Source organism: Paraburkholderia solisilvae (genome assembly GCF_902859875.1).
Taxonomy (GTDB): Bacteria; Pseudomonadota; Gammaproteobacteria; order Burkholderiales; family Burkholderiaceae; genus Paraburkholderia; species Paraburkholderia solisilvae.
The window spans coordinates 60,320-82,606 of record NZ_CADIKF010000034.1; the positions used below are offsets into that span (position 1 = coordinate 60,320).

At 60.1% G+C, this 22,287-nt stretch carries 15 protein-coding genes and 4 tRNA genes; 1 reads left to right on the forward strand and 18 read right to left on the reverse strand.

What is annotated here, in order from left to right:
• Positions 1-15: 15 nt before the first annotated feature.
• The 4 genes from fusA to recQ all read right to left on the reverse strand — a co-directional run bounded on the left by fusA (position 16) and on the right by recQ (position 5,374).
• Positions 16-2,118 carry an elongation factor G gene (gene fusA, locus HV675_RS20580; RefSeq protein WP_175112949.1) on the reverse strand — a complete coding sequence of 701 codons (2,103 nt, stop codon included), beginning with the start codon at positions 2,116-2,118 and terminating at the stop codon, positions 16-18.
• Between the two features lie 135 nt (positions 2,119-2,253).
• On the reverse strand, positions 2,254-2,724 hold the full coding sequence (rpsG, locus tag HV675_RS20585; protein WP_006053291.1) for a 30S ribosomal protein S7: 471 nt from the start codon (positions 2,722-2,724) through the stop codon (positions 2,254-2,256).
• 194 nt (positions 2,725-2,918) lie between these two features.
• Positions 2,919-3,299 (reverse strand): 30S ribosomal protein S12, encoded by a 381-nt coding sequence (gene rpsL / locus HV675_RS20590; RefSeq protein ID WP_006053290.1) that lies wholly within the window; start codon positions 3,297-3,299, stop codon positions 2,919-2,921.
• 227 nt (positions 3,300-3,526) lie between these two features.
• Positions 3,527-5,374: a DNA helicase RecQ gene (gene recQ, locus HV675_RS20595; protein WP_175112950.1), complete on the reverse strand. Its 1,848-nt coding sequence runs from the start codon at positions 5,372-5,374 to the stop codon at positions 3,527-3,529.
• A gap of 187 nt (positions 5,375-5,561) precedes the next feature.
• Here recQ and HV675_RS20600 point away from each other — a divergent pair, with 187 nt between their 5' ends.
• Positions 5,562-6,110, forward strand: a complete 549-nt coding sequence (locus tag HV675_RS20600; protein WP_246270420.1) for a nucleoside 2-deoxyribosyltransferase — start codon at positions 5,562-5,564, stop codon at positions 6,108-6,110.
• 62 nt (positions 6,111-6,172) lie between these two features.
• Here HV675_RS20600 and HV675_RS20605 read toward each other — a convergent pair whose 3' ends face one another.
• The 14 genes from HV675_RS20605 to HV675_RS20670 all read right to left on the reverse strand — a co-directional run bounded on the left by HV675_RS20605 (position 6,173) and on the right by HV675_RS20670 (position 22,060).
• The gene (locus tag HV675_RS20605; RefSeq protein WP_175112952.1) at positions 6,173-7,864 is read right to left on the reverse strand and encodes a hypothetical protein; all 1,692 of its coding nucleotides are present in this window, start codon (positions 7,862-7,864) and stop codon (positions 6,173-6,175) included.
• 274 nt (positions 7,865-8,138) lie between these two features.
• Positions 8,139-12,383: a DNA-directed RNA polymerase subunit beta' gene (gene rpoC / locus HV675_RS20610; RefSeq protein WP_175112953.1), complete on the reverse strand. Its 4,245-nt coding sequence runs from the start codon at positions 12,381-12,383 to the stop codon at positions 8,139-8,141.
• Positions 12,384-12,404: 21 nt separating this feature from the next.
• Entirely contained in the window at positions 12,405-16,511 is a 4,107-nt protein-coding gene (gene rpoB / locus HV675_RS20615) for a DNA-directed RNA polymerase subunit beta (RefSeq protein ID WP_175112954.1), read from the reverse strand.
• A gap of 368 nt (positions 16,512-16,879) precedes the next feature.
• The gene (gene rplL / locus HV675_RS20620) at positions 16,880-17,257 is read right to left on the reverse strand and encodes a 50S ribosomal protein L7/L12 (protein ID WP_175112955.1); all 378 of its coding nucleotides are present in this window, start codon (positions 17,255-17,257) and stop codon (positions 16,880-16,882) included.
• A gap of 63 nt (positions 17,258-17,320) precedes the next feature.
• A complete protein-coding gene (rplJ, locus tag HV675_RS20625; protein WP_175112956.1) occupies positions 17,321-17,818 on the reverse strand; it encodes a 50S ribosomal protein L10 in 498 nt (165 codons plus the stop codon).
• Between the two features lie 308 nt (positions 17,819-18,126).
• Positions 18,127-18,825, reverse strand: coding sequence for a 50S ribosomal protein L1 (gene rplA, locus HV675_RS20630; protein WP_175112957.1), 699 nt, complete (start codon positions 18,823-18,825; stop codon positions 18,127-18,129).
• A complete protein-coding gene (rplK, locus tag HV675_RS20635) occupies positions 18,826-19,257 on the reverse strand; it encodes a 50S ribosomal protein L11 (protein ID WP_134197234.1) in 432 nt (143 codons plus the stop codon).
• Between the two features lie 147 nt (positions 19,258-19,404).
• Complete coding sequence (gene nusG / locus HV675_RS20640; protein WP_027797944.1) at positions 19,405-19,962, reverse strand: transcription termination/antitermination protein NusG; 558 nt, start codon at positions 19,960-19,962, stop codon at positions 19,405-19,407.
• 1 nt (position 19,963) lies between these two features.
• Positions 19,964-20,344: a preprotein translocase subunit SecE gene (gene secE / locus HV675_RS20645; RefSeq protein WP_175112958.1), complete on the reverse strand. Its 381-nt coding sequence runs from the start codon at positions 20,342-20,344 to the stop codon at positions 19,964-19,966.
• A 34-nt stretch (positions 20,345-20,378) separates the two neighbouring features.
• Positions 20,379-20,454 (reverse strand) — tRNA-Trp (locus HV675_RS20650).
• Positions 20,455-20,518: 64 nt separating this feature from the next.
• Complete coding sequence (gene tuf, locus HV675_RS20655) at positions 20,519-21,709, reverse strand: elongation factor Tu (RefSeq protein WP_175112948.1); 1,191 nt, start codon at positions 21,707-21,709, stop codon at positions 20,519-20,521.
• A gap of 65 nt (positions 21,710-21,774) precedes the next feature.
• A tRNA-Thr gene (locus tag HV675_RS20660) sits at positions 21,775-21,849 on the reverse strand.
• A gap of 13 nt (positions 21,850-21,862) precedes the next feature.
• Positions 21,863-21,936 (reverse strand) — tRNA-Gly (locus HV675_RS20665).
• A gap of 38 nt (positions 21,937-21,974) precedes the next feature.
• Positions 21,975-22,060, reverse strand: a tRNA-Tyr gene (locus HV675_RS20670).
• Positions 22,061-22,287: the final 227 nt, after the last annotated feature.

Here is a 22,287-nt window from a genome sequence, read left to right on the forward strand (position 1 = left end):
TGCGTTGCCGAATGATTACTTCGCCTTCGCGTTGATGATCGCTTCGGAGACGTTGCGCGGCGCTTCAGCGTAGTGCTTGAACTCCATCGTGTACGTTGCACGGCCTTGCGTGAGCGAGCGCAGCGACGTCGAGTAGCCAAACATTTCGGACAGCGGCACTTCTGCGCGGACGATCTTGCCACCGCCCACCATGTCTTCCATGCCCTGCACGATACCGCGACGACCCGACAGGTCGCCCATCACGTTACCCATGTAGTCTTCCGGCGTTTCCACTTCGACCGCCATCATCGGCTCGAGAATCACCGGGCTCGCCTTGCGCATCGCTTCCTTGAACGCCATCGAACCGGCCATGCGGAACGCGTTTTCGTTCGAGTCAACGTCGTGGTACGAACCGAAGGTCAGATGGACCTTCACGTCGACGACCGGGAAGCCAGCCAGCACGCCGCTCTTCAGCGTTTCCGAGATGCCCTTGTCGACCGCCGGGATGTATTCACGCGGAATCACACCACCCTTGATCTCGTCGAGGAACTCGTAACCCTTGCCCTGCTCGTTCGGCTCGAGCGTAATGACCGCATGACCGTACTGGCCGCGACCGCCCGACTGCTTGACGAACTTGCCCTCGACATCCTTCGCCGTGCTGCGGATCGTTTCGCGGTACGCAACCTGCGGCTTGCCGACGGTCGCTTCTACGCCGAATTCGCGCTTCATCCGGTCCACCAGAATTTCGAGGTGCAGCTCACCCATGCCCGAAATGATGGTCTGGCCCGACTCTTCGTCCGTTTGCACGCGGAACGACGGGTCTTCCTGAGCCAGGCGGTTCAGCGCGAGGCCCATCTTTTCCTGGTCCGGCTTGGTCTTCGGCTCGACGGCCTGCGAAATCACCGGTTCCGGGAAAATCATGCGCTCGAGCACGATCGGATGGGCCGGATCGCACAACGTGTCGCCCGTGGTCGCTTCCTTCAGGCCGACCGCGGCGGCGATGTCGCCCGCGCGAACTTCCTTGATTTCTTCACGCTGGTTCGCGTGCATCTGCAGAATACGGCCGAGGCGTTCCTTCTTGCCCTTGGTCGAATTCAGCACCGTGTCGCCCGAGTTCACCACGCCCGAATAGACGCGGAAGAAGATCAGCTGACCGACGAACGGGTCGGTCATGATCTTGAACGCGAGCGACGAGAACTTTTCTTCGTCCGATGCGTGACGTTCCGCGAATTCACCGCTTTCCAGTTCGCCCTTCACCGGCGGAATGTCGACCGGCGACGGCAGGAAGTCGATCACGGCGTCCAGCATGCGCTGTACACCCTTGTTCTTGAACGCGGTGCCGCACAGCATCGGCTGGATTTCGCAGGCAATCGTACGATCGCGCAGCGCCTTCACGATCTCGGCTTCGCTCAGCTCTTCGCCGCCAAGATACTTTTCCATCAGCTCTTCGCTCGCTTCCGCGGCTGACTCGATCATCTTCTCGCGCCATTCGTTGCACGTGTCGACGAGTTCAGCCGGGATGTCGATGTAGTCGAACTTCGTACCTTGCGAAGCCTCGTCCCAAATGATCGCTTTCATCTTCAGCAGATCGACGACGCCCTTGAAGCTCTCTTCCGAACCGATCGGCACCACGACCGGAACCGGGTTTGCCTTCAGACGGGTCTTCAACTGGTCGTAGACCTTGAAGAAGTTCGCGCCGGTACGGTCCATCTTGTTGACGAACGCAAGACGCGGCACCTTGTACTTGTTTGCCTGGCGCCACACCGTTTCCGACTGCGGCTGTACGCCGCCGACCGCGCAATAAACCATGCACGCGCCATCCAGCACGCGCATCGAGCGCTCGACTTCGATCGTGAAGTCGACGTGGCCCGGCGTGTCGATGATGTTGATCCGGTGTTCCGGATAGTTGCCGCCCATGCCCTTCCAGAAAGCGGTCGTGGCAGCGGACGTAATGGTGATACCGCGTTCCTGCTCCTGCTCCATCCAGTCCATGGTGGCAGCGCCGTCGTGAACTTCACCAATTTTGTGGTTCACGCCGGTGTAGAACAGGATGCGCTCGGTCGTCGTCGTTTTGCCGGCGTCGATGTGAGCGCTAATACCGATATTGCGGTAGCGCTCGATAGGTGTCTTGCGAGCCACTTTAATCCTCTATGGGAATGACGCGATGGGGAGTGAAATGCCCGCGCGCCCTAACACAAACGGGCGAGGCGCCTGTTTAGCGCACCCGCCCGGAATTTCTTTCCGTTATTGACTGCTAACCCGGGGTCGGGAAGCTTAGAAACGGAAATGCGAGAACGCCTTGTTGGCTTCCGCCATCCGGTGCACTTCGTCACGCTTCTTCATCGCGCCGCCGCGACCTTCCGCGGCTTCCGACAGTTCACCAGCCAGACGCAACGCCATCGACTTTTCACTGCGCTTCTTCGCGGCCTCACGCAACCAGCGCATCGCCAATGCCATACGACGCGACGGACGCACTTCGACCGGAACCTGATAGTTCGCACCACCAACGCGACGGCTCTTCACTTCAACCACCGGCTTCACGTTGTTGAGCGCCACCGTGAACACTTCCAGCGGGTCCTTGCCACCCTTGGTCTGGATCTGCTCAAAAGCGCCGTACACGATACGCTCGGCAACCGACTTCTTGCCCGAGAGCATCAGCACGTTCATGAATTTTGCTACATCAACGTTACCGAATTTCGGATCCGGCAACACTTCCCGCTTGGGGACTTCGCGACGACGCGGCATGTTTCTTCCTTTACCTTTTCAGTTGGAGCGACGCTTGATGCGCGCCCAGCTCCGCGGCCACCAACTAACCCGATTCATCTTCTGAGACTAACCAGCCTGGTCGGGTGACCACTTACTCGACAGCACCGGCGACCCGGCACCACCGCCAATAACGCCTTTACAGGCGACCTGAACCGACACTGACCGGCGATGACTTACTTGCCGGCCTTGGCGCGCTTCGCGCCGTACTTCGAACGAGCCTGCTTACGATCCTTGACGCCCTGGGTATCCAGCGAGCCACGAACCATGTGATAACGCACACCCGGCAAGTCCTTCACACGACCGCCGCGGATCAGCACAACCGAGTGTTCCTGCAGGTTGTGGCCTTCGCCGCCGATGTACGAAATGACTTCGAAGCCGTTCGTGAGACGCACCTTGGCGACCTTACGAAGTGCCGAGTTCGGCTTCTTCGGCGTCGTGGTGTACACGCGGGTGCACACGCCACGACGCTGGGGGCAGTCCTGCAAGGCCGGGCTCTTGCTCTTCGTCGTTTCCGACGTCCGGCCTTTGCGAACCAGTTGATTGATGGTTGGCATTGTTTATTCCTGAAATTGAACAAAATCGACGCATCTGTTTCCGGGCAAAGCGAAAACGACTGCGCATCGAACTCCGATTCGATGACGACTGGGTGACATGTGCGCACCCACAAACGCTACGAACGCGCGCCGCCACCCCAAGAATCGGAACCTAGCATGATATTCCGAAAATACTAAAAGAGTCAACAAGTTGCAGCCGGTGACGGCCTGCCGGCAGACTTCTGTACTCAGTCAGCGGCCACGACTTCCAGCAAATCGGCGCCGAACCGATCGAGCTTGCGTGCGCCCATGCCTGGAATATGGCGCAGGTCCTCGAGAGAATCGGGTTCGCTGCGGGCAATTTCGGCCAGCGTCGCGTCGTGGAAAATCACGTACGCCGGCACGCCGTCACTCTTCGCGGTCTCGGAACGCCACGCTCGCAGGCGCTCCCAGCGGGCGCGCTCACGCGCGCTCATGCCAATGGTCGGATCCGCCCGTTCGCTCGTGCGACCCGACGTCTGACGTGAGCGGGTCGGCTTCACGTAGCGGCGCATCGTGACCTTCTGCTCCCCTTTGAGCACAGGCTTGCTGGCCTCGGTCAGCACGAGCGCGCCAAAGCCGTCATGGTCGACGGTCAGATAACCGAATGCGACGAGCTGGCGGAATATCGCTCGCCACTCGTGCTCGGACAGCGACGAGCCGATTCCGAACGTGCTCAATCGATCGTGCCCACGCTGCGTGATCTTCTCGGTGCGATTGCCGCGCAGGATGTCGATCAGATGTCCGGCGCCGAAGTTGAAACCGCTTGCGCGCTGCGCCCGGAACGCGCACGAAAGCGCCATTTGCGATTCGCGCGTCGCGTCCCACGACGCCGGCGGCTCGAGGCATGTGTCGCAATTGCCGCACGGCTCGCTGGCTTCGCCGAAATAGGCGAGCAGTCGTACGCGCCGGCATGTGGGCGCCTCGCACAGCCCAAGCAGCGCGTCGAGCTTGCCGGACTGGACACGCTTATGCGCGTCGTCGGCGTCCGATTCGTCGATCATCTTGCGCTGTTGCACGACGTCGCCCAAGCCGTAGGCCATCCATGCGTTCGCCGGCAGACCATCACGTCCCGCGCGCCCCGTTTCCTGGTAGTAGCCCTCGACGCTTTTCGGCAAGTCCAGGTGCGCGACAAACCGCACATCGGGCTTGTCGATGCCCATGCCGAACGCGATCGTTGCGCACATGACGACGCCCTCTTCGCGCTGAAAAATCTCCTGATGTTGCTGGCGGATTTCGAACTCCATCCCGGCGTGATAGGGCAGCGCGCGAACGCCCTGCGCTTTCAGCCACTCGGCGGTTTCCTCAACTTTCCGGCGCGACAGGCAATAGACGACGCCGGCATCCGTCGTACTGTCGGACCGGGTGTGCTCCGAGCGGATGAAGTCGAGCAACTGAGAGCGGGCGTTGTCCTTTTCGACGATCCGGTACCGGATATTCGGCCGGTCAAAGCTGGACACGAACACGCGAGCATCCTCGAGCGCGAGGCGCTGGATGATTTCGTCGCGCGTGATGGCATCGGCGGTTGCGGTAAGCGCGATGCGCGGCACGGACGGAAACCGCTCGTGCAGCACCGACAACTGGATGTACTCCGGCCGGAAATCGTGCCCCCATTGCGACACGCAATGCGCTTCGTCAATCGCAAACAATCCGATCGGCGCGCGCTCGAGCAACTCGAGAAAACGCGGTGTCATGAGCCGTTCGGGCGCCACATAAAGCAGATCGATATCGCCGTCGCGCAGCGCGCGTTCGGTCGCGGCCGCTTCCGCACCGGACAAGGTGGAATTCAGATAAGCCGCACGCACGCCCACTTCGGTGAGCGCCGCCACCTGATCCTGCATCAGCGCGATCAGCGGCGACACGACAATGCCCGCGCCCAGCCCTTTTTCGCGGCGCACGAGCGATGGAATCTGATAGCAAAGCGACTTTCCCCCACCGGTCGGCATCAACACCAGGCAATCGCCGCCGCTAGCCACGTGCTCGACTATTTCGCCTTGCTGGCCCCTGAATGCAGGGTAGCCAAAGACCTCATTGAGAATTTCGAGCGGACGGGACATGAACGGTTACAGATGTAGTGGGAAACGGCAAACGCAAATGCGTCCGCGAATTCTACCAATGCATTCGCGTTGTGCCGGTGTTGTCCGTCGATGTTAGCCGAACGGCCAGGGTGTAAGTGTGCGCGTATGCGAGATACACTCGTCACCGAGTTCACTTCTGTCTGGAATCCGCATGCTCACACAGGACATGGCCGCGAAACCGCCGCAAATCTATCTGGCCGGCTTCGATGTATTTCGTCCCGACGCGGCCGGACATGGCCAATACCTCAAAGCGCTCTGCACGGAGCGAGGCCTCATCGGACTGTATCCAAGCGACGGTGCGGTGCCGGCTGGCCTCGGCGCACATGACGCCGCCCGGTGGATTTGCAACGCAAACCTTGCCTTGATACGCGCGGCGGATGCGGTAATGGCCAATCTGAACGACTTCCGCGGCGCAGGAGAGCCCGATGCGGGCACGGCGTTCGAGGTGGGGTTTGCGGTCGCATTGGGCAAGCCCGTCTGGGGTTATCGATCGGACAGTCTCGCGCTTATCGAGCGCGCCGCCGTGCGTGTGGAAGATCGTGCGGCATTCTGCTCGCAAGGCTTTGTCGTCGAGGACTTCGGCCTTCCGCTGAACCTGATGCTCGCTTGCACGGCGCAACTGGTAATAGGTGATGCCGCTGCCTGCCTCGATGCGGTTCGCGAAACGCTGGCAGCGCAGCGGCAACATACCTCAGCGAAACCCGCTTCCTCGTAGCCGGTTGCACCGATCCGATAAGCGTGGGTAACGCTTCGCGCGTGGCGCAGCGGCAAAAGCAGTCACGCACCGCCCGCGGTCCGGCCGACCACTTCAATGACAGGACGCTCACCGTTAATCGTCAAACTGGACAATGCCTGTCTTGCGCGCTCAATCTGGTATTCCCCGATGCCGGTCCCATCCGGGCTCTTGACGTCATTCAGCCTGCGGTACAACGGGTCATTGACCGTCACCACTATTTTTTCGGGTTTAACGTCTATCGTTTCGATTGCTTCGCAACCGCCGAAATGAAGAATGGATTCCCCGTTCAACCGATATCCGACCTCGCGCAAGCTTGAACGCTCGGCCTCGGAAAGGCTGTGCGCGACCGGGCTGTCCAATACGCTGTCTACAGTAGACCGTATCAGCAACCGGCGAGCGGCCAATGCATCCAGATCGCGGATCGCGTCCGGGGCGAGTCGCTCGGCGACGCCGGAAAGAATCCGCGAGTCAACGTCCGTCGACGCGCTGCCGCTTGCTGCCTGCCGCAAACCGCGCAAGATATCAGGCACATCAGATGTGTTTTTGCCATCGAGCCTGTTCAGTGCGAAGAGTGTCCGGGCGATCGGCCCGTGATCACCGAGCTTCCAATACATGGTTCGGAATGCCGTAGTCCGCTGCAGGGGGCTCAGGCGGCCTGCTGTCATATCGAGATTGTCGGCAAGGCGAATAATGGCGAATGGATTTTTCGTGAGTTCCTGCTCGGTGTAGCGCAACCCGACCTTCACCTCATTACGCGTATCAAGCGAGGCCGGCCGCCCCGCATACTCGGGCTTGTCTTGCCGAGCCGTTACCTTGATGGATCGCGGCAGCATGCGGGTCTTCAACATGCCGGTAATCTGCTTTTCAATCGCCGCCGCATCGCGCCCTTGAACTGCTATTGCCGAAATGCGATGAGAGCGACGCGATGCGGTCGAATAATGGTCGAATAGCTTGCCCAACGCGTCCACGTTCTGAGTCAGCAGTGAGCCGCGATCGGTCTTCACGTTGATTGGGTAATGCTCGACATTAACGTCCGCAGAGTGCAGTTGAATGGCTTTGCGCATATCAAGAAGCGCCTGATCTGCCTCGCCATTTTCGCGCCGGATAAGCGTGCCCAATTGATCGACCAGGTTGTCGCTGAACAGGGATGCGCTCGCGAGTCCGTGCGTCGACTTGGGACGGCTATTGAGATCCGGATAGCCGACGTCGTGCCAGTGCGCCAAAACGTGAAACAGAAAGCGCGCGAGATGTGGCGAAATTTTGTATTTGCTCGCAGTAGCAGCCTCGATTTCCGGATGGGCATTGGCAATCTTGTCCATGTACTCGGACACACGCTCGGAGTGATCGAACCCGTGCGAAACGTATTGCTGCGGATTACTGAGTTGCTGGGCGAGAGCAGGTTTGCCGAGCCGGCTTACCATACCTCTCAGGATGGCGACCGTATTCGTGTCCGCCAGTTGCCCTGTATTTTTCAAATAATTCACATACGGATCAGTCACACGCTCAGCAATCAATCGAGGCCTGGAACGAATACCCATTCCGGCTTCCGCGAACGTGTACATATTTTCCCGACCGACCTGATTTCGAAGGTCGAGGGCCATTTGAGTTTTACGGCCTGCCGGCAGATAGGCTGAGGTCGACGAGGTCGGAATGCCACTCGACGACTCGCGCGTGAAAGAATCACGCCCATATTGATGTTCAAACGATACGTTGGGAATTCTGGTATTCGGCATTGACGGATGGGCTCCACGTAACGGGACAGTGGAGACTTTGCCAACGCGAATCGGGCGGTTGCTCTACTGAATCCTTGCAATGCAGTTTGAACTCAGTCTGATCCAGACGGTAATACCCGATGTAGCAGATCAACGCGGGGGCGAACTCGCGAAAACTCACCTGCGTGTGCCTGGGAGAAACCGCAAAGAGATCGCACATAAAAAAAGCCGCCCAGTCGATGACTGAGCGGCCTTTGCCAACCGGCTCAAGCAAGGCGGCTTGCGCCGCCCGCCGTTACTCGTTGGTGTGAGGTGCCTGCTGTTCGGCAGCCGGTGTTTCCGGCGTACCGAAGTCGAAGGCCTCTTCGGCTGCGATCTGGTCGAAACGCTCGCGATCCGACAGTTCCTTGCTCTTGCGCGCCTTGTGGAACGCGAGACCGGTACCGGCCGGAATCAGACGACCGACGATCACGTTTTCCTTCAGGCCACGCAGATCGTCGCGCTTGCCCATAATCGCCGCTTCGGTCAGCACGCGCGTCGTTTCCTGGAACGACGCGGCCGAGATGAACGAATCGGTCGACAGCGACGCCTTCGTGATACCCAGCAGCACGTTTTCGTACGTCGCCGGACGCTTGTCTTCCGCGTTCATACGGTCGTTCTCGTCGAGCATGTCCGACCGCTCGACCTGTTCGCCCGGGATGAAACGCGTATCGCCGTTGTCGGCGATCTGCACACGGCGCAGCATCTGACGCACGATCACTTCAATGTGCTTGTCGTTGATCTTCACGCCCTGCAGACGGTACACGTCCTGCACTTCGTCCACGATGTAGCGCGACAGCGCCTCGACGCCCTGCAGACGCAGGATGTCGTGCGGATCCGCCGGTCCGTCGACGATCATTTCGCCCTTGTTGACGACCTGACCATCGTGCACCAGAACCTGCTTTTCCTTCGCGATCAGGAACTCGTGCTGGTTGCCTTCGAGGTCCGTAATCACGAGACGCTGCTTGCCCTTCGTGTCCTTACCGAACGACACCGTACCGGTGACTTCCGCGAGGATACCGGCGTCCTTCGGCGAACGTGCTTCGAACAGCTCGGCCACGCGCGGCAGACCGCCGGTAATGTCACGGGTCTTCTGCGATTCGGTCGGGATACGTGCAAGCACTTCACCCACCTGAACCTGCTGACCGTCCTTCACCGTGATCAGCGCACCGACCTGGAAGCCGATCTGCACCGAATGCTCGGTACCCGGGATCTTCACTTCGTCGCCGCTCGCGTCGAGCAGTTTCACCTGCGGACGCACGCTCTTCGACGATTGCGAGCCACGGCGCTTCGCGTCGATCACGACGAGCGTCGAAAGACCCGTCACGTCGTCGATCTGCTTGGCGACCGTCACGCCTTCCTCGACGTTCTCGAACTTCACCGTACCGCCGTACTCGGTGATGATCGGACGCGTCATCGGATCCCACGTCGCGAGTTGCGTGCCGGCCTTGATCTGCGCACCGTCGAGTTGCAGCAGCGTCGCGCCGTACGGCACCTTGTGACGCTCGCGCTCACGGCCGTGATCGTCGGTGATCATCGCTTCGCCCGAACGCGAGATGACGATCTGCTCGCCCTTCGCATTCGTCACGTAACGCATGGTCGACGTGAAACGCACGGTACCGTTCGACTTCGCTTCGATCGACGAAGCCACCGCCGCACGCGATGCCGCACCACCGATGTGGAACGTACGCATCGTCAGCTGCGTGCCCGGTTCGCCGATCGACTGCGCGGCGATCACGCCGACCGCTTCGCCGACGTTCACGAGCGAGCCACGGCCAAGGTCGCGGCCGTAGCACGACGCGCACAGGCCATAGCGCGTTTCGCAGGTAAGCGGCGTACGCACGCGCACTTCGTCGATGCCGAGGCGCTCGATTTCTTCGACCGCCGTTTCATCGAGCAGCGTGCCCGATTCGTACAGCGTTTCCTGCGTTTCCGGGTTGACGACGTCCGCCACCGCGACGCGGCCGAGAATCCGGTCGCGCAGCGCTTCGACGACTTCACCGCCTTCCACGAGCGCCTTCATCGCCACGCCTTGCGACGTGCCGCAATCGTCCTCGACCACCACCAGATCCTGCGTCACATCGACCAGACGCCGCGTCAGGTAACCCGAGTTCGCGGTCTTCAGTGCCGTATCAGCCAGACCCTTACGTGCGCCGTGGGTCGAGATGAAGTACTGCAGCACGTTCAGGCCTTCGCGGAAGTTCGCGGTAATCGGCGTCTCGATGATCGAGCCGTCCGGCTTCGCCATCAGGCCGCGCATACCGGCCAGCTGACGAATCTGCACCGCGGAACCGCGCGCGCCCGAGTCGGCCATCATGTAGATCGAGTTGAACGACTCCTGGCGCGTTTCGTTGCCGTCGCGGTCCGTCACCGGCTCCGTCGACAGCTGCTCCATCATCGCCTTGCCGACCGCTTCCGACGTTGCCGACCAGATGTCGACCACATTGTTGTAGCGTTCCTGCGCGGTGACGAGACCCGACATGTACTGACGGTCGTACTCCTTCACCTTGCGCGCCGCGTCGCCGACGATGGTTTCCTTCTGCGGCGGCACGAGCATGTCGTCGACGCAGATCGAAATACCGGCGCGCGTCGCGAGGCGGAAGCCCGACTGCATCAGCTGGTCGGCGAAGATCACCGTTTCGCGCAGACCGCACTTGCGGAACGCCGTGTTGATCAGACGCGAAATTTCCTTCTTCTTCAGCGGCTTGTTCAGCACCGTGAACGGCAGGCCCGGCGGCAGAATTTCCGACAGAATCGAGCGGCCGACGGTCGTCGCGTACAGCGAGATCTTCGGCACGAACGCCGGCGCGCCTTCCGACTTGTCTTCGTTGTGGACCATTTCGGTGATCCGCACGTTGACTCGCGACGCGAGCTCGACTTCCTTGTTCTCGTACGCACGCAGCACTTCCGACACGCCGGTGAAGGACATGCCTTCGCCCTTCGCGTTCACTGCTTCACGCGTCGCGTAGTACAGGCCGAGCACGATATCCTGCGACGGCACGATCGACGGATCGCCGTTCGCCGGGAACAGCACGTTGTTCGACGCGAGCATCAGCGTACGCGCTTCCATCTGCGCTTCGAGCGACAGCGGCACGTGCACGGCCATCTGGTCACCGTCGAAGTCGGCGTTGAACGCCGCGCAAACGAGCGGGTGCAGCTGGATTGCCTTGCCTTCGATCAGCACCGGCTCGAAAGCCTGAATGCCGAGACGGTGCAGCGTCGGCGCGCGGTTCAGCATCACCGGGTGCTCGCGGATCACCTCTTCGAGGATGTCCCACACCACCGGCGTCTGGTTCTCGACTTCCTTCTTCGCCGCCTTGATGGTCGTCGCCACGCCCATCACTTCGAGCTTGTTGAAGATGAACGGCTTGAAGAGTTCGAGCGCCATCAGCTTCGGCAGACCGCACTGGTGCAGCTTCAGCGTCGGGCCGACCACGATCACCGAACGGCCCGAGTAGTCGACGCGCTTGCCGAGCAGGTTCTGACGGAAGCGGCCGCCCTTACCCTTGATCATGTCGGCGAGCGACTTCAGCGGACGCTTGTTCGCGCCGGTCATCGCCTTGCCGCGACGGCCGTTGTCGAGCAGCGAATCGACGGCTTCCTGCAGCATCCGCTTTTCGTTGCGGACGATGATTTCAGGCGCCTTCAGCTCGAGCAGACGCTTCAACCGGTTGTTACGGTTGATCACGCGGCGATACAGGTCGTTCAGGTCCGACGTCGCGAAACGGCCGCCGTCGAGCGGCACGAGCGGACGCAGTTCCGGCGGCAGCACCGGCAGCACTTCGAGAATCATCCACTCGGGCTTGATGCCCGAACGCTGGAAGGCCTCGAGCACCTTCAGGCGCTTCGCGTACTTCTTGATCTTCGCTTCCGAACCGGTGTTCTTCAGTTCCGAGCGCAGCGTTTCGACCTGCTCGTCGATGTTGATCGCGCGCAGCAGTTCGCGCACGCCTTCCGCGCCCATTTCGGCACGGAATTCGTCACCGTACTCTTCGACCTTGTTGTAGTAATCCTCTTCGGTCATGATTTGCCGCGCTTTCAGCGGCGTCATGCCCGGATCGATCACCACATATGCTTCGAAGTACAGCACGCGCTCGATGTCGCGTAGCGTCATGTCGAGCACCATGCCCAGACGCGACGGCAGCGACTTCAGGAACCAGATGTGCGCGACCGGCGAGGCCAGTTCGATGTGGCCCATCCGTTCGCGACGCACCTTCGCGAGCGTCACTTCGACGCCGCACTTCTCGCAGATCACGCCGCGGTGCTTCAGGCGCTTGTACTTGCCGCACAGGCACTCGTAGTCCTTGATCGGACCAAAGATCTTCGCGCAGAACAGACCATCCCGCTCCGGCTTGAACGTGCGGTAGTTGATCGTTTCCGGCTTCTTGACTTCACCGAACGACCAGGACCGGATCTTGTCGGGCGAGGCCAGACCGATCTTGATCGCGTCGAAAACTTCTTCTTGTTGGACTTGCTTGAATAGATCGAGCAGAGCTTTCATTGCCTTCTCTCCGTAGTCCGATTAGTTGCGGTCCAGATCGATGTCGATACCGAGCGAACGGATTTCCTTCACCAGCACATTGAAGGATTCCGGCATGCCCGCATCGATTACGTGATCGCCCTTGACCAGGTTCTCATACACCTTGGTCCGGCCTGTCACGTCATCCGACTTGACCGTCAGCATTTCCTGCAGCACATACGATGCGCCGTACGCTTCGAGCGCCCACACTTCCATCTCACCGAAGCGCTGACCGCCGAACTGCGCCTTACCACCCAGCGGCTGCTGCGTGACGAGCGAGTACGGACCTGTCGAACGCGCGTGCATCTTGTCGTCGACCAGGTGGTGCAACTTCAGGTAGTGCATGTAGCCGACCGTTACCGGCCGCTCGAACGGCTCACCGGTGCGGCCGTCGCACAGACGCACCTGATTCTTCGACTTCGTCATGCCGAGGTGTTCCGCGATGTCGTCCGGGAACGCGAGGTCCAGCATCTTGGACATCTCTTCCTCGGTCGCGCCGTCGAACACCGGCGTCGCAAACGGCACGCCTTCACGCAGGTTCTTCGCGAGCTCGACGATCTCGTCGTCATTGAAGCTGTCGAGTTCCTCCGCACGGCCCGACTCGTTGTAGATCTTGGTCAGGAACGCGCGCAGTTCTTCGATCTTCGTCTGACGCTGCAGCATTTCGCCGATGCGCCAGCCGAGACCCTTCGCGGCCCAGCCCAGATGCACTTCGAGCACCTGACCCACGTTCATCCGCGACGGCACGCCGAGCGGGTTCAGCACGACGTCGGCCGGACGGCCATCCGCCATGTACGGCATGTCTTCGATCGGCACGATCTTCGACACCACGCCCTTGTTGCCGTGACGGCCGGCCATCTTGTCGCCAGGCTGCAGACGGCGCTTCACCGCGAGGTACACCTTGACCATCTTCAGCACGCCCGGCGGCAGTTCGTCGCCTTGCGTGAGCTTCTTGCGCTTTTCTTCGAACGCGAGATCGAACTGGTGACGCTTCTGTTCGATCGAGTCCTTGATCGCTTCGAGCTGCGCCGCTGCATCTTCGTCCGCGAGGCGGATGTCGAACCAGTGGTAGTGGTCGAGATCTTCGAGGTAAGCCTGTTCGATCTTCGTGCCCTTCGCGAGCTTCTTCGGACCGCCGTTCGCGACCTTGCCGACGAGCATACGTGCGAGACGCTGGAACGCGTCGCCTTCGACGATACGCAACTGGTCGTTCAGGTCGAGGCGATAGCGCTTCAGTTCATCGTCGATGATCTGTTGCGCGCGCTTGTCGCGCTGGATGCCTTCACGCGTGAACACCTGCACGTCGATGACCGTGCCGCTCATGCCCGACGGCACGCGCAGCGACGTGTCCTTCACGTCCGACGCCTTCTCGCCGAAGATCGCACGCAGCAGCTTTTCTTCCGGCGTCAGCTGGGTTTCGCCCTTCGGCGTGACCTTGCCGACCAGCACGTCGCCCGCTTCGACTTCCGCGCCGATGTACACGATGCCCGACTCGTCGAGACGGCCAAGCTGCACTTCCGCGAGGTTCGAAATGTCGCGCGTGATTTCTTCCGGTCCGAGCTTCGTGTCGCGAGCGACCACGTTCAACTCTTCGATGTGGATCGACGTGTAGCGATCGTCGGCCACCACCTTTTCAGAGATCAGGATCGAGTCTTCGAAGTTGTAGCCGTTCCACGGCATGAACGCGACCAGCATGTTCTGGCCAAGCGCCAGTTCACCGAGGTCGGTCGATGCGCCATCCGCCAGCACGTCGCCACGCGACACGATGTCGCCGACCTTCACGATCGGGCGCTGGTTGATGTTCGTGTTCTGGTTCGAACGCGTGTACTTGATCAGGTTATAGATGTCCACGCCGACGTCGCCAGCAACGGCTTCGTCATCGTTCACGCGAATCACCATACGGCCTGCGTCGACGTAATCGACCACGCCGCCGCGGAACGCCTGAACCGTCGTACCCGAGTCGACCGCAACCGTGCGCTCGATGCCCGTACCGACCACCGCCTTTTCAGGACGCAGACACGGCACCGCCTGGCGCTGCATGTTCGAGCCCATCAACGCGCGGTTCGCGTCGTCGTGCTCGAGGAACGGGATCAGCGAAGCGGCCACCGACACGATCTGCGACGGCGCCACGTCCATGTACTGGATGCGGTCCGGCGTGACCATCAGCGTTTCGCCCGCTTCACGCGACGACACGAGCTCGTCGGTCAGCGTGCCGTCGTCGGCCACTGCCGCGTTCGCCTGAGCGATCACATAGCGACCTTCTTCGATCGCCGACAGATAGTCGATCTGATCGGTCACCTTGCTGTCGACCACCTTGCGATACGGCGTTTCGAGGAAGCCGTATTCGTTCAGGTGCGCGTACAGCGCGAGCGAGTTGATCAGGCCGATGTTCGGACCTTCCGGCGTTTCGATCGGGCACACGCGACCGTAGTGCGTCGGGTGCACGTCGCGCACTTCGAAGCCTGCGCGCTCACGCGTCAGACCGCCCGGTCCGAGTGCGGAAACACGACGCTTGTGCGTGATTTCCGACAGCGGGTTGGTCTGGTCCATGAACTGCGACAGCTGCGACGAACCGAAGAACTCGCGAATCGCCGACGAAATCGGCTTCGAGTTGATCAGGTCGTGCGGCATCAGGTTTTCGCTTTCAGCCTGGCCAAGACGCTCCTTCACCGCGCGCTCGACACGCACGAGACCAGCGCGGAACTGGTTCTCCGCCAGTTCGCCGACGCAACGCACGCGACGATTGCCCAAGTGGTCGATGTCGTCCACTTCGCCCTTGCCGTTACGCAGCTCGACGAGGATCTTGATCGTTGCGAGGATGTCGTCGTCCTGCAGCGTCATCGGGCCGACGATTTCATCGCGGCCGACGCGGCGGTTGAACTTCATGCGGCCGACCTTCGACAGGTCGTACGCGTCTTCGCTATAGAACAGGCGATTGAACAGCGCCTCGACCGCTTCTTCGGTCGGCGGCTCGCCCGGACGCATCATGCGGTAGATCGCGATACGCGCAGCCATCCGGTCCGCGGTTTCATCGATACGCAGCGTCGACGAGATGTACGGACCCTGATCCAGATCGTTCGTATAAAGCGTCTGGATGTCCTTGATCTTCGCTTCGCGCAGCTTCTCGAGCACGGTCTCGGTGATTTCGTCGTTCGCGTTCGCGATGACCTCACCGGTTTCTCCGTCGATCACGTTCTTCGCGAGCACGCGGCCGAGCAGATAATCTTCGGGAACCGAAATAAATTTCGTTTTCGCGTTATCGAGGTCGCGGATATGCTTCGCGTTGATCCGCTTGTCTTTCGTGACGATCACGTTGCCATCACGGTCGGTGATGTCGAAGCGCGCGACTTCACCACGCAGACGCTCGGGCACGAACTCCATCTGCGCGCCTTCCGGCATCAGCGCGAAGTTATCGAACACGAAGAAGTTCGCGAGGATCTGTTCCGGCGTGAGGCCGATTGCCTTCAGCAGAATCGTCACCGGCATCTTGCGGCGACGGTCGACGCGGAAGTACAGCACGTCCTTCGGATCGAACTCGAAATCGAGCCATGAGCCGCGGTAAGGAATGATACGCGCCGAAAACAGCAGCTTGCCCGAGCTGTGCGTCTTGCCCTTGTCGTGTTCAAAGAACACGCCAGGCGAACGGTGCAGCTGCGATACGATCACACGCTCGGTACCGTTGATCACGAACGAGCCGGTCGGCGTCATGAGCGGAATTTCGCCCATGTACACTTCCTGCTCCTTCACTTCCTTGACGACCGGCTTGCTCGGCGACTCCTTGTCGAGCAATACGAGGCGCACCTTCGCGCGCAGTGCCGAGCAGTAGGTCAGGCCACGCTGTTGGCATTCCTTGATGTTGAACGCCGGCGGCGACAGCATGTAGCTGACAAACTCTAGACGAGCGAAGCCGTTGTGAGAAACAATTGGAAAAACCGACGTAAACGCAGCCTGCAAACCCTCAGGCTTGCGCTGCGTAGCCGGCACATCTGCTTGCAGAAACGTACTGAATGATTCAAGCTGGGTAGCCAGCAGGAAAGGTACTTGGTGAACGATGGGGCGCTTCGCGAAACTCTTGCGAACACGCTTCTTCTCGGTGAAGGAATATTGCATACGATCTCCGAATCACGGCGGGCATTGTTGTCGAGGCGAGATACCTTGATGTGACAACCCGAGTGTTCACCGACTGAGACCCGTTGGCCGTCCGATGGCTTGAACGAGCCGAAAAGCTTGGTGGTTGGCCGCTACCAACCGCTGGCTGACGGCAGCGGATGCCTATGTTGCCCGCTGCCCGACCAAACTTGCCTTCTGCAGTCGCTTCAGAAGACAAAGAGAAGCGTCACTCAATTTACCGAGTGGCGGTTTTCTTTGGCTTCTAGGGCGCATTGTTGCCGAAAACAATGCTGCAAAACGTTGCGCCCACAAAGCACAAAAAGGCCGGCGGTGGAAAAACCGCCAGCCTTCGCGAAGCGCGCCGAAATTTACTTGATTTCAGCTTTCGCGCCCGCGTCTTCCAGCTTCTTCTTGGCTTCTTCAGCAGCAGCCTTGGGCACCGCTTCCTTAACGGGCTTCGGTGCACCGTCGACCAGGTCCTTCGCTTCCTTCAGGCCGAGACCCGTCAGTTCACGAACAGCCTTAATCACGGAAACCTTGTTCGCGCCGGTTTCCGTCAGGATAACCGTGAACTCGGTTTGCTCTTCCGCAGCAGCAGCACCGCCGCCACCACCTGCCGGGCCAGCAACTGCGACAGCAGCAGCCGACACACCAAACTTCTCTTCGAACGCCTTGACCAGCTCGTTCAGTTCCAGAACCGACATCGAGCCTACGGCTTCGAGGATCTCGTCTTTTGCGATTGCCATTTGAAATACTCCTAGATTGAATTCGGATACAGCCAGCGATTCTTTACGCTCGACTGAAGTGCGTCAGGCAGTCTCGCCTTGCTTCTTTTCAGCCAGCGCGGCCAGAGCGCGCGCAAAGCCGGAAACAGGGGCTTGCATAACGAACAACAGCTTGGAGAGCAGCTCTTCGCGGCTCGGGATGTTGGCGAGCGCCTGAACGCCAGCCTTGTCCATCACCTTGCCTTCGTAAGAACCGGCCTTGATGATCAACTTGTCATTGCCCTTGCTAAATTCGTTGACGACCTTAGCAGCAGCAATTGCATCTTCAGAGATGCCGTAGATCAGAGGACCGGTCATCTGCTCAGCCAGCGGAGCAAACGGAGTACCCTCGACAGCACGACGCGCCAACGTGTTCTTCAACACGCGCAGGTACACCTTCTGCTCACGCGCTTTCGCGCGCAGCTTGGTCAGATCGCCAACCGTGATCCCACGATACTCGGCCAGAACGATGGACTGAGCTTTCCCAACTTGCGCGGAAACCTCAGCCACGACGGCCTGCTTACCTTCTTTGTTCAGTGGCACGGTTAACCTCCAGATTCGATACACATGACTTGCGTCTCATGCATCGCATTCAACAACGGCGTCCGACCAGTCAGGAGTATTTCGACCGCATGACGCTCGCGTCGCCGCGAGTGGCAAACAGCTTCATCACCACAAAACCTTTTCGGGTTCGCCATCTGCGTTGGCTTGCATTAAGGTCACGCCCGACTGCTGCGCTTCCGCCAACGGTCTTTGACAACCGGTCGCTCGCTGTTCACTACCCAGTTCACGACCGCCCAAAGCCCTTTATTTCGCTTCGCCCTCTTACGACGACAAAGCGATAAATCTCGTTACTGTGCGGCGAGCGAGGTCTGATCGACACGCACACCGACGCCCATCGTGCTCGACAGCGCGATCTTACGCAGGTACACGCCCTTGCTCGTCGCCGGCTTCGCCTTTTGCAGTGCATCGACGAGTGCGTCGAGGTTGCTGCGCAACGCGGTGGCTTCAAACGATGCACGACCGATCGTGGCGTGGATGATCCCCGCCTTGTCGACACGGAATTGCACCTGACCTGCCTTTGCGTTCTTCACGGCGGTCGCCACGTCCGGCGTCACGGTACCGACCTTCGGGTTCGGCATCAGGCCGCGCGGGCCAAGAATCTGGCCGAGCGTACCGACGACGCGCATCGTGTCCGGCGAAGCGATGACCACGTCGAAGTTCAGGTTGCCCGCCTTCACCTGCTCGGCGAGGTCTTCCATACCAACGATCTCGGCACCAGCGGCACGCGCCTGCTCAGCCTTTTCGCCTTGAGCAAACACGGCGACGCGCACCGACTTACCGGTACCTGCCGGCAGCACGACGGAGCCGCGGACCACCTGGTCCGACTTCTTCGCGTCGATGCCTAGTTGCACGGCAACGTCGATCGATTCATCGAACTTCGCGCTAGCGCACTCTTTCACGAGCGACAACGCATCGGTGATCGGATACAGCTTCTCGCGATCGACCTTACTTGCAAATGCTTGCAAACGCTTCGAAAGCTTAGCCATTTACACGCCCTCCACGGTGATGCCCATCGAACGGGCGCTGCCAGCGATCGTACGAACCGCTGCGTCCATATCTGCAGCCGTAAGATCCGGCATCTTCGTCTTGGCGATCTCTTCAGCTTGAGCGCGCGTGATCTTACCGACCTTGTCGGTGTGCGGCTTGCTCGAGCCCTTATCGACCTTCGCGGCTTTCTTGATCAGAACAGTGGCCGGCGGCGTCTTGAGAACGAACGTGAAGCTCTTGTCGGCGAAAGCGGTAATAACGACAGGAATCGGCAGACCCGGTTCCATTGCCTGGGTCTGCGCGTTGAACGCCTTGCAGAACTCCATGATATTCAGGCCACGTTGACCCAGTGCCGGGCCGACCGGCGGCGACGGATTGGCTTTACCTGCAGGAATCTGCAGCTTGATAAAGCCGACAATTTTCTTTGCCATGTTTGAACCTCGTTGAAACGCTTTCGCGTTCGGTGAGTAGTAACGCGCGTTCGCCAAACCTCGACTACTGACGCTCCTCAACGGTCATTACGCGGACCGTAGGCGCGAAACGCGGATCGCGCCGATGGCGCGATCCGCAAAAGATGCTCACAACTTCTCAACCTGTCCGAATTCCAGCTCGACCGGTGTTGCGCGGCCGAAAATCGTGACAGAAACGCGAACTCGCGATTTCTCGTAGTTCACTTCTTCGACGCTGCCGTTGAAGTCGGTGAACGGGCCATCCTTCACACGAACCATCTCGCCGACTTCGAACAAAGTCTTCGGGCGCGGCTTTTCAACGCCTTCCTGCATCTGCGACATGATCTTTTCGACTTCGCGTGGCGAAATCGGGCTGGGGCGGTTGCGCGCACCACCGACGAATCCGGTCACCTTAGCCGTGTTCTTCACGAGGTGCCATGTTTCGTCGGTCATTTCCATCTCGACCAGGACGTATCCCGGGAAGAAACGGCGCTCGGTCACCGATTTGTGACCACCCTTTACTTCCACCACCTCTTCCGTCGGGACAAGAATCTGACCGAACTTGTCCTGCATGCCAGCCCGGTCAATGCGCTCCTGCAACGCACGTTGCACGCTCTTCTCCATGCCGGAGTAGGCGTGCACGACGTACCAACGTTTTCCACTCGGGGATGCCGGCGTATCACTCATATCATTTCCAACCCAGAATCGCCGAGAAAATCGCCCATTCTATGGACTTGTCACAAATCCAAAGAAACAGCGCCATGACCAACACGAACGCGAAGACCACGAGGGTCGTTTGACTCGCCTCTTTGCGAGTCGGCCACACGACCTTGCGAACTTCTTTATACGAGTCCTTGGCGAATGCGATAAAACCCTTGCCGGGCGCAGAAAGAAGACCGACTGCGACGCCCGCGATCAACCCGACGGCCAACGCCGCACCGCGAACGTACCACTCCTGGCCGTTGAGCCAGAAGAACCCCACGAACCCGGCCACGACCAACAATACACCGACGACCAGCATCAGCTTGTCACCGGACGTATTTACAGTTTCGACGGATGGATTCGCCATAACACCTTAACGAGCGTCAAATTGACGCAAGAATTGGCAGGGGCAGAGGGAATCGAACCCCCAACCTTCGGTTTTGGAGACCGACGCTCTGCCAGTTGAGCTATACCCCTAAACCATTTGGGGCTGACGACACCGCCAACCCCGAAAACAACCGATCAACGAGAACTAGCTGGCTTACTCGATGATCTTGGCGACGACGCCGGCACCGACGGTACGACCGCCTTCACGGATCGCGAAGCGCAGACCTTCTTCCATCGCGATCGGCGCAATCAGCTTCACCGTGATCGACACGTTGTCGCCCGGCATCACCATTTCCTTGTCCTTCGGCAGCTCGATCGAGCCCGTCACGTCCGTCGTGCGGAAGTAGAACTGCGGACGGTAGTTGTTGAAGAACGGCGTGTGACGGCCGCCCTCATCCTTGCTCAGCACATACACCTCGGCCGTGAAGTGCGTGTGCGGCGTGATCGAACCCGGCTTGGCCAGCACCTGGCCACGCTCCACGTCCTCACGCTTCGTGCCGCGCAGCAGGATACCCACGTTGTCACCCGCCTGCCCCTGATCCAGCAGCTTGCGGAACATTTCCACGCCCGTGCACGTCGTCTTCACCGTCGGCTTGATCCCGACAATCTCGATTTCCTCGCCGACCTTCACCACGCCGCGCTCGACACGCCCCGTCACCACCGTACCGCGGCCCGAGATCGAGAACACGTCTTCCACCGGCATCAGGAACGAGCCGTCCACCGCGCGCTCCGGCGTCGGGATGTACGTGTCCAGCGCATCGGCCAGGTTCATGATCGCCACTTCGCCCAGCTCGCCCTTGTCGCCTTCCAGCGCCAGCTTCGCCGAGCCCTTGATGATCGGCGTGTCGTCGCCCGGGAAGTCGTACTTCGACAGCAGCTCGCGCACCTCCATTTCCACCAGCTCGAGCAGCTCCGCGTCGTCCACCATGTCGCACTTGTTCAGGAACACGATGATGTACGGCACACCGACCTGACGCGCCAGCAGGATGTGCTCACGCGTTTGTGGCATCGGGCCGTCTGCGGCCGAGCACACCAGGATCGCGCCGTCCATCTGCGCGGCGCCCGTGATCATGTTCTTCACATAGTCCGCGTGGCCCGGGCAGTCAACGTGCGCGTAGTGACGGTTCGCCGTTTCGTACTCCACGTGCGCCGTGTTGATCGTGATGCCGCGCGCCTTTTCTTCCGGCGCCGCGTCGATCTGGTCGTACGCCTTCGCCTCGCCTCCGAACTTCGCGGTCAGCACCGTCGTGATCGCCGCCGTCAGCGTGGTCTTGCCGTGGTCAACGTGACCGATCGTGCCCACGTTCACGTGCGGCTTGGTCCGCTCAAACTTACCTTTGGCCATTTTCGACTCCTAAGAGGGTTTTTCCGTACGTTTGCGGGGCGCAAACAATCACTAACTTAACCTGCTGGTGCCCATGGGCAGGATCGAACTGCCGACCTCTCCCTTACCAAGGGAGTGCTCTACCACTGAGCCACATGGGCATTTACTTCTTGCTGGAGCGGGTGAAGGGAATCGAACCCTCGTCATAAGCTTGGAAGGCTTCTGCTCTACCATTGAGCTACACCCGCAAGGATCTATCGATTCCCGACAACTGCTCAGCGCATTCTGGTGGAGGAGGTTGGATTCGAACCAACGTAGGCGTAAGCCAACAGATTTACAGTCTGCCCCCTTTAGCCACTCGGGCACCCCTCCGCAGAGAACTGATGATTATGGGGGGACAGCACAGCATTGTCAAGACTAGCTTGACTGTTGTCCGCCCAGATAGTTCTCACTATAAGTGCTGCCGTAAACGCCACGACCCCGCCTTTTGGGCGGGGTCGCGGGATGAGGCAGGAGGAGCCTGACGATTACCTACTTTCACACGGGCAATCCGCACTATCATCGGCGTGGAGTCGTTTCACGGTCCTGTTCGGGATGGG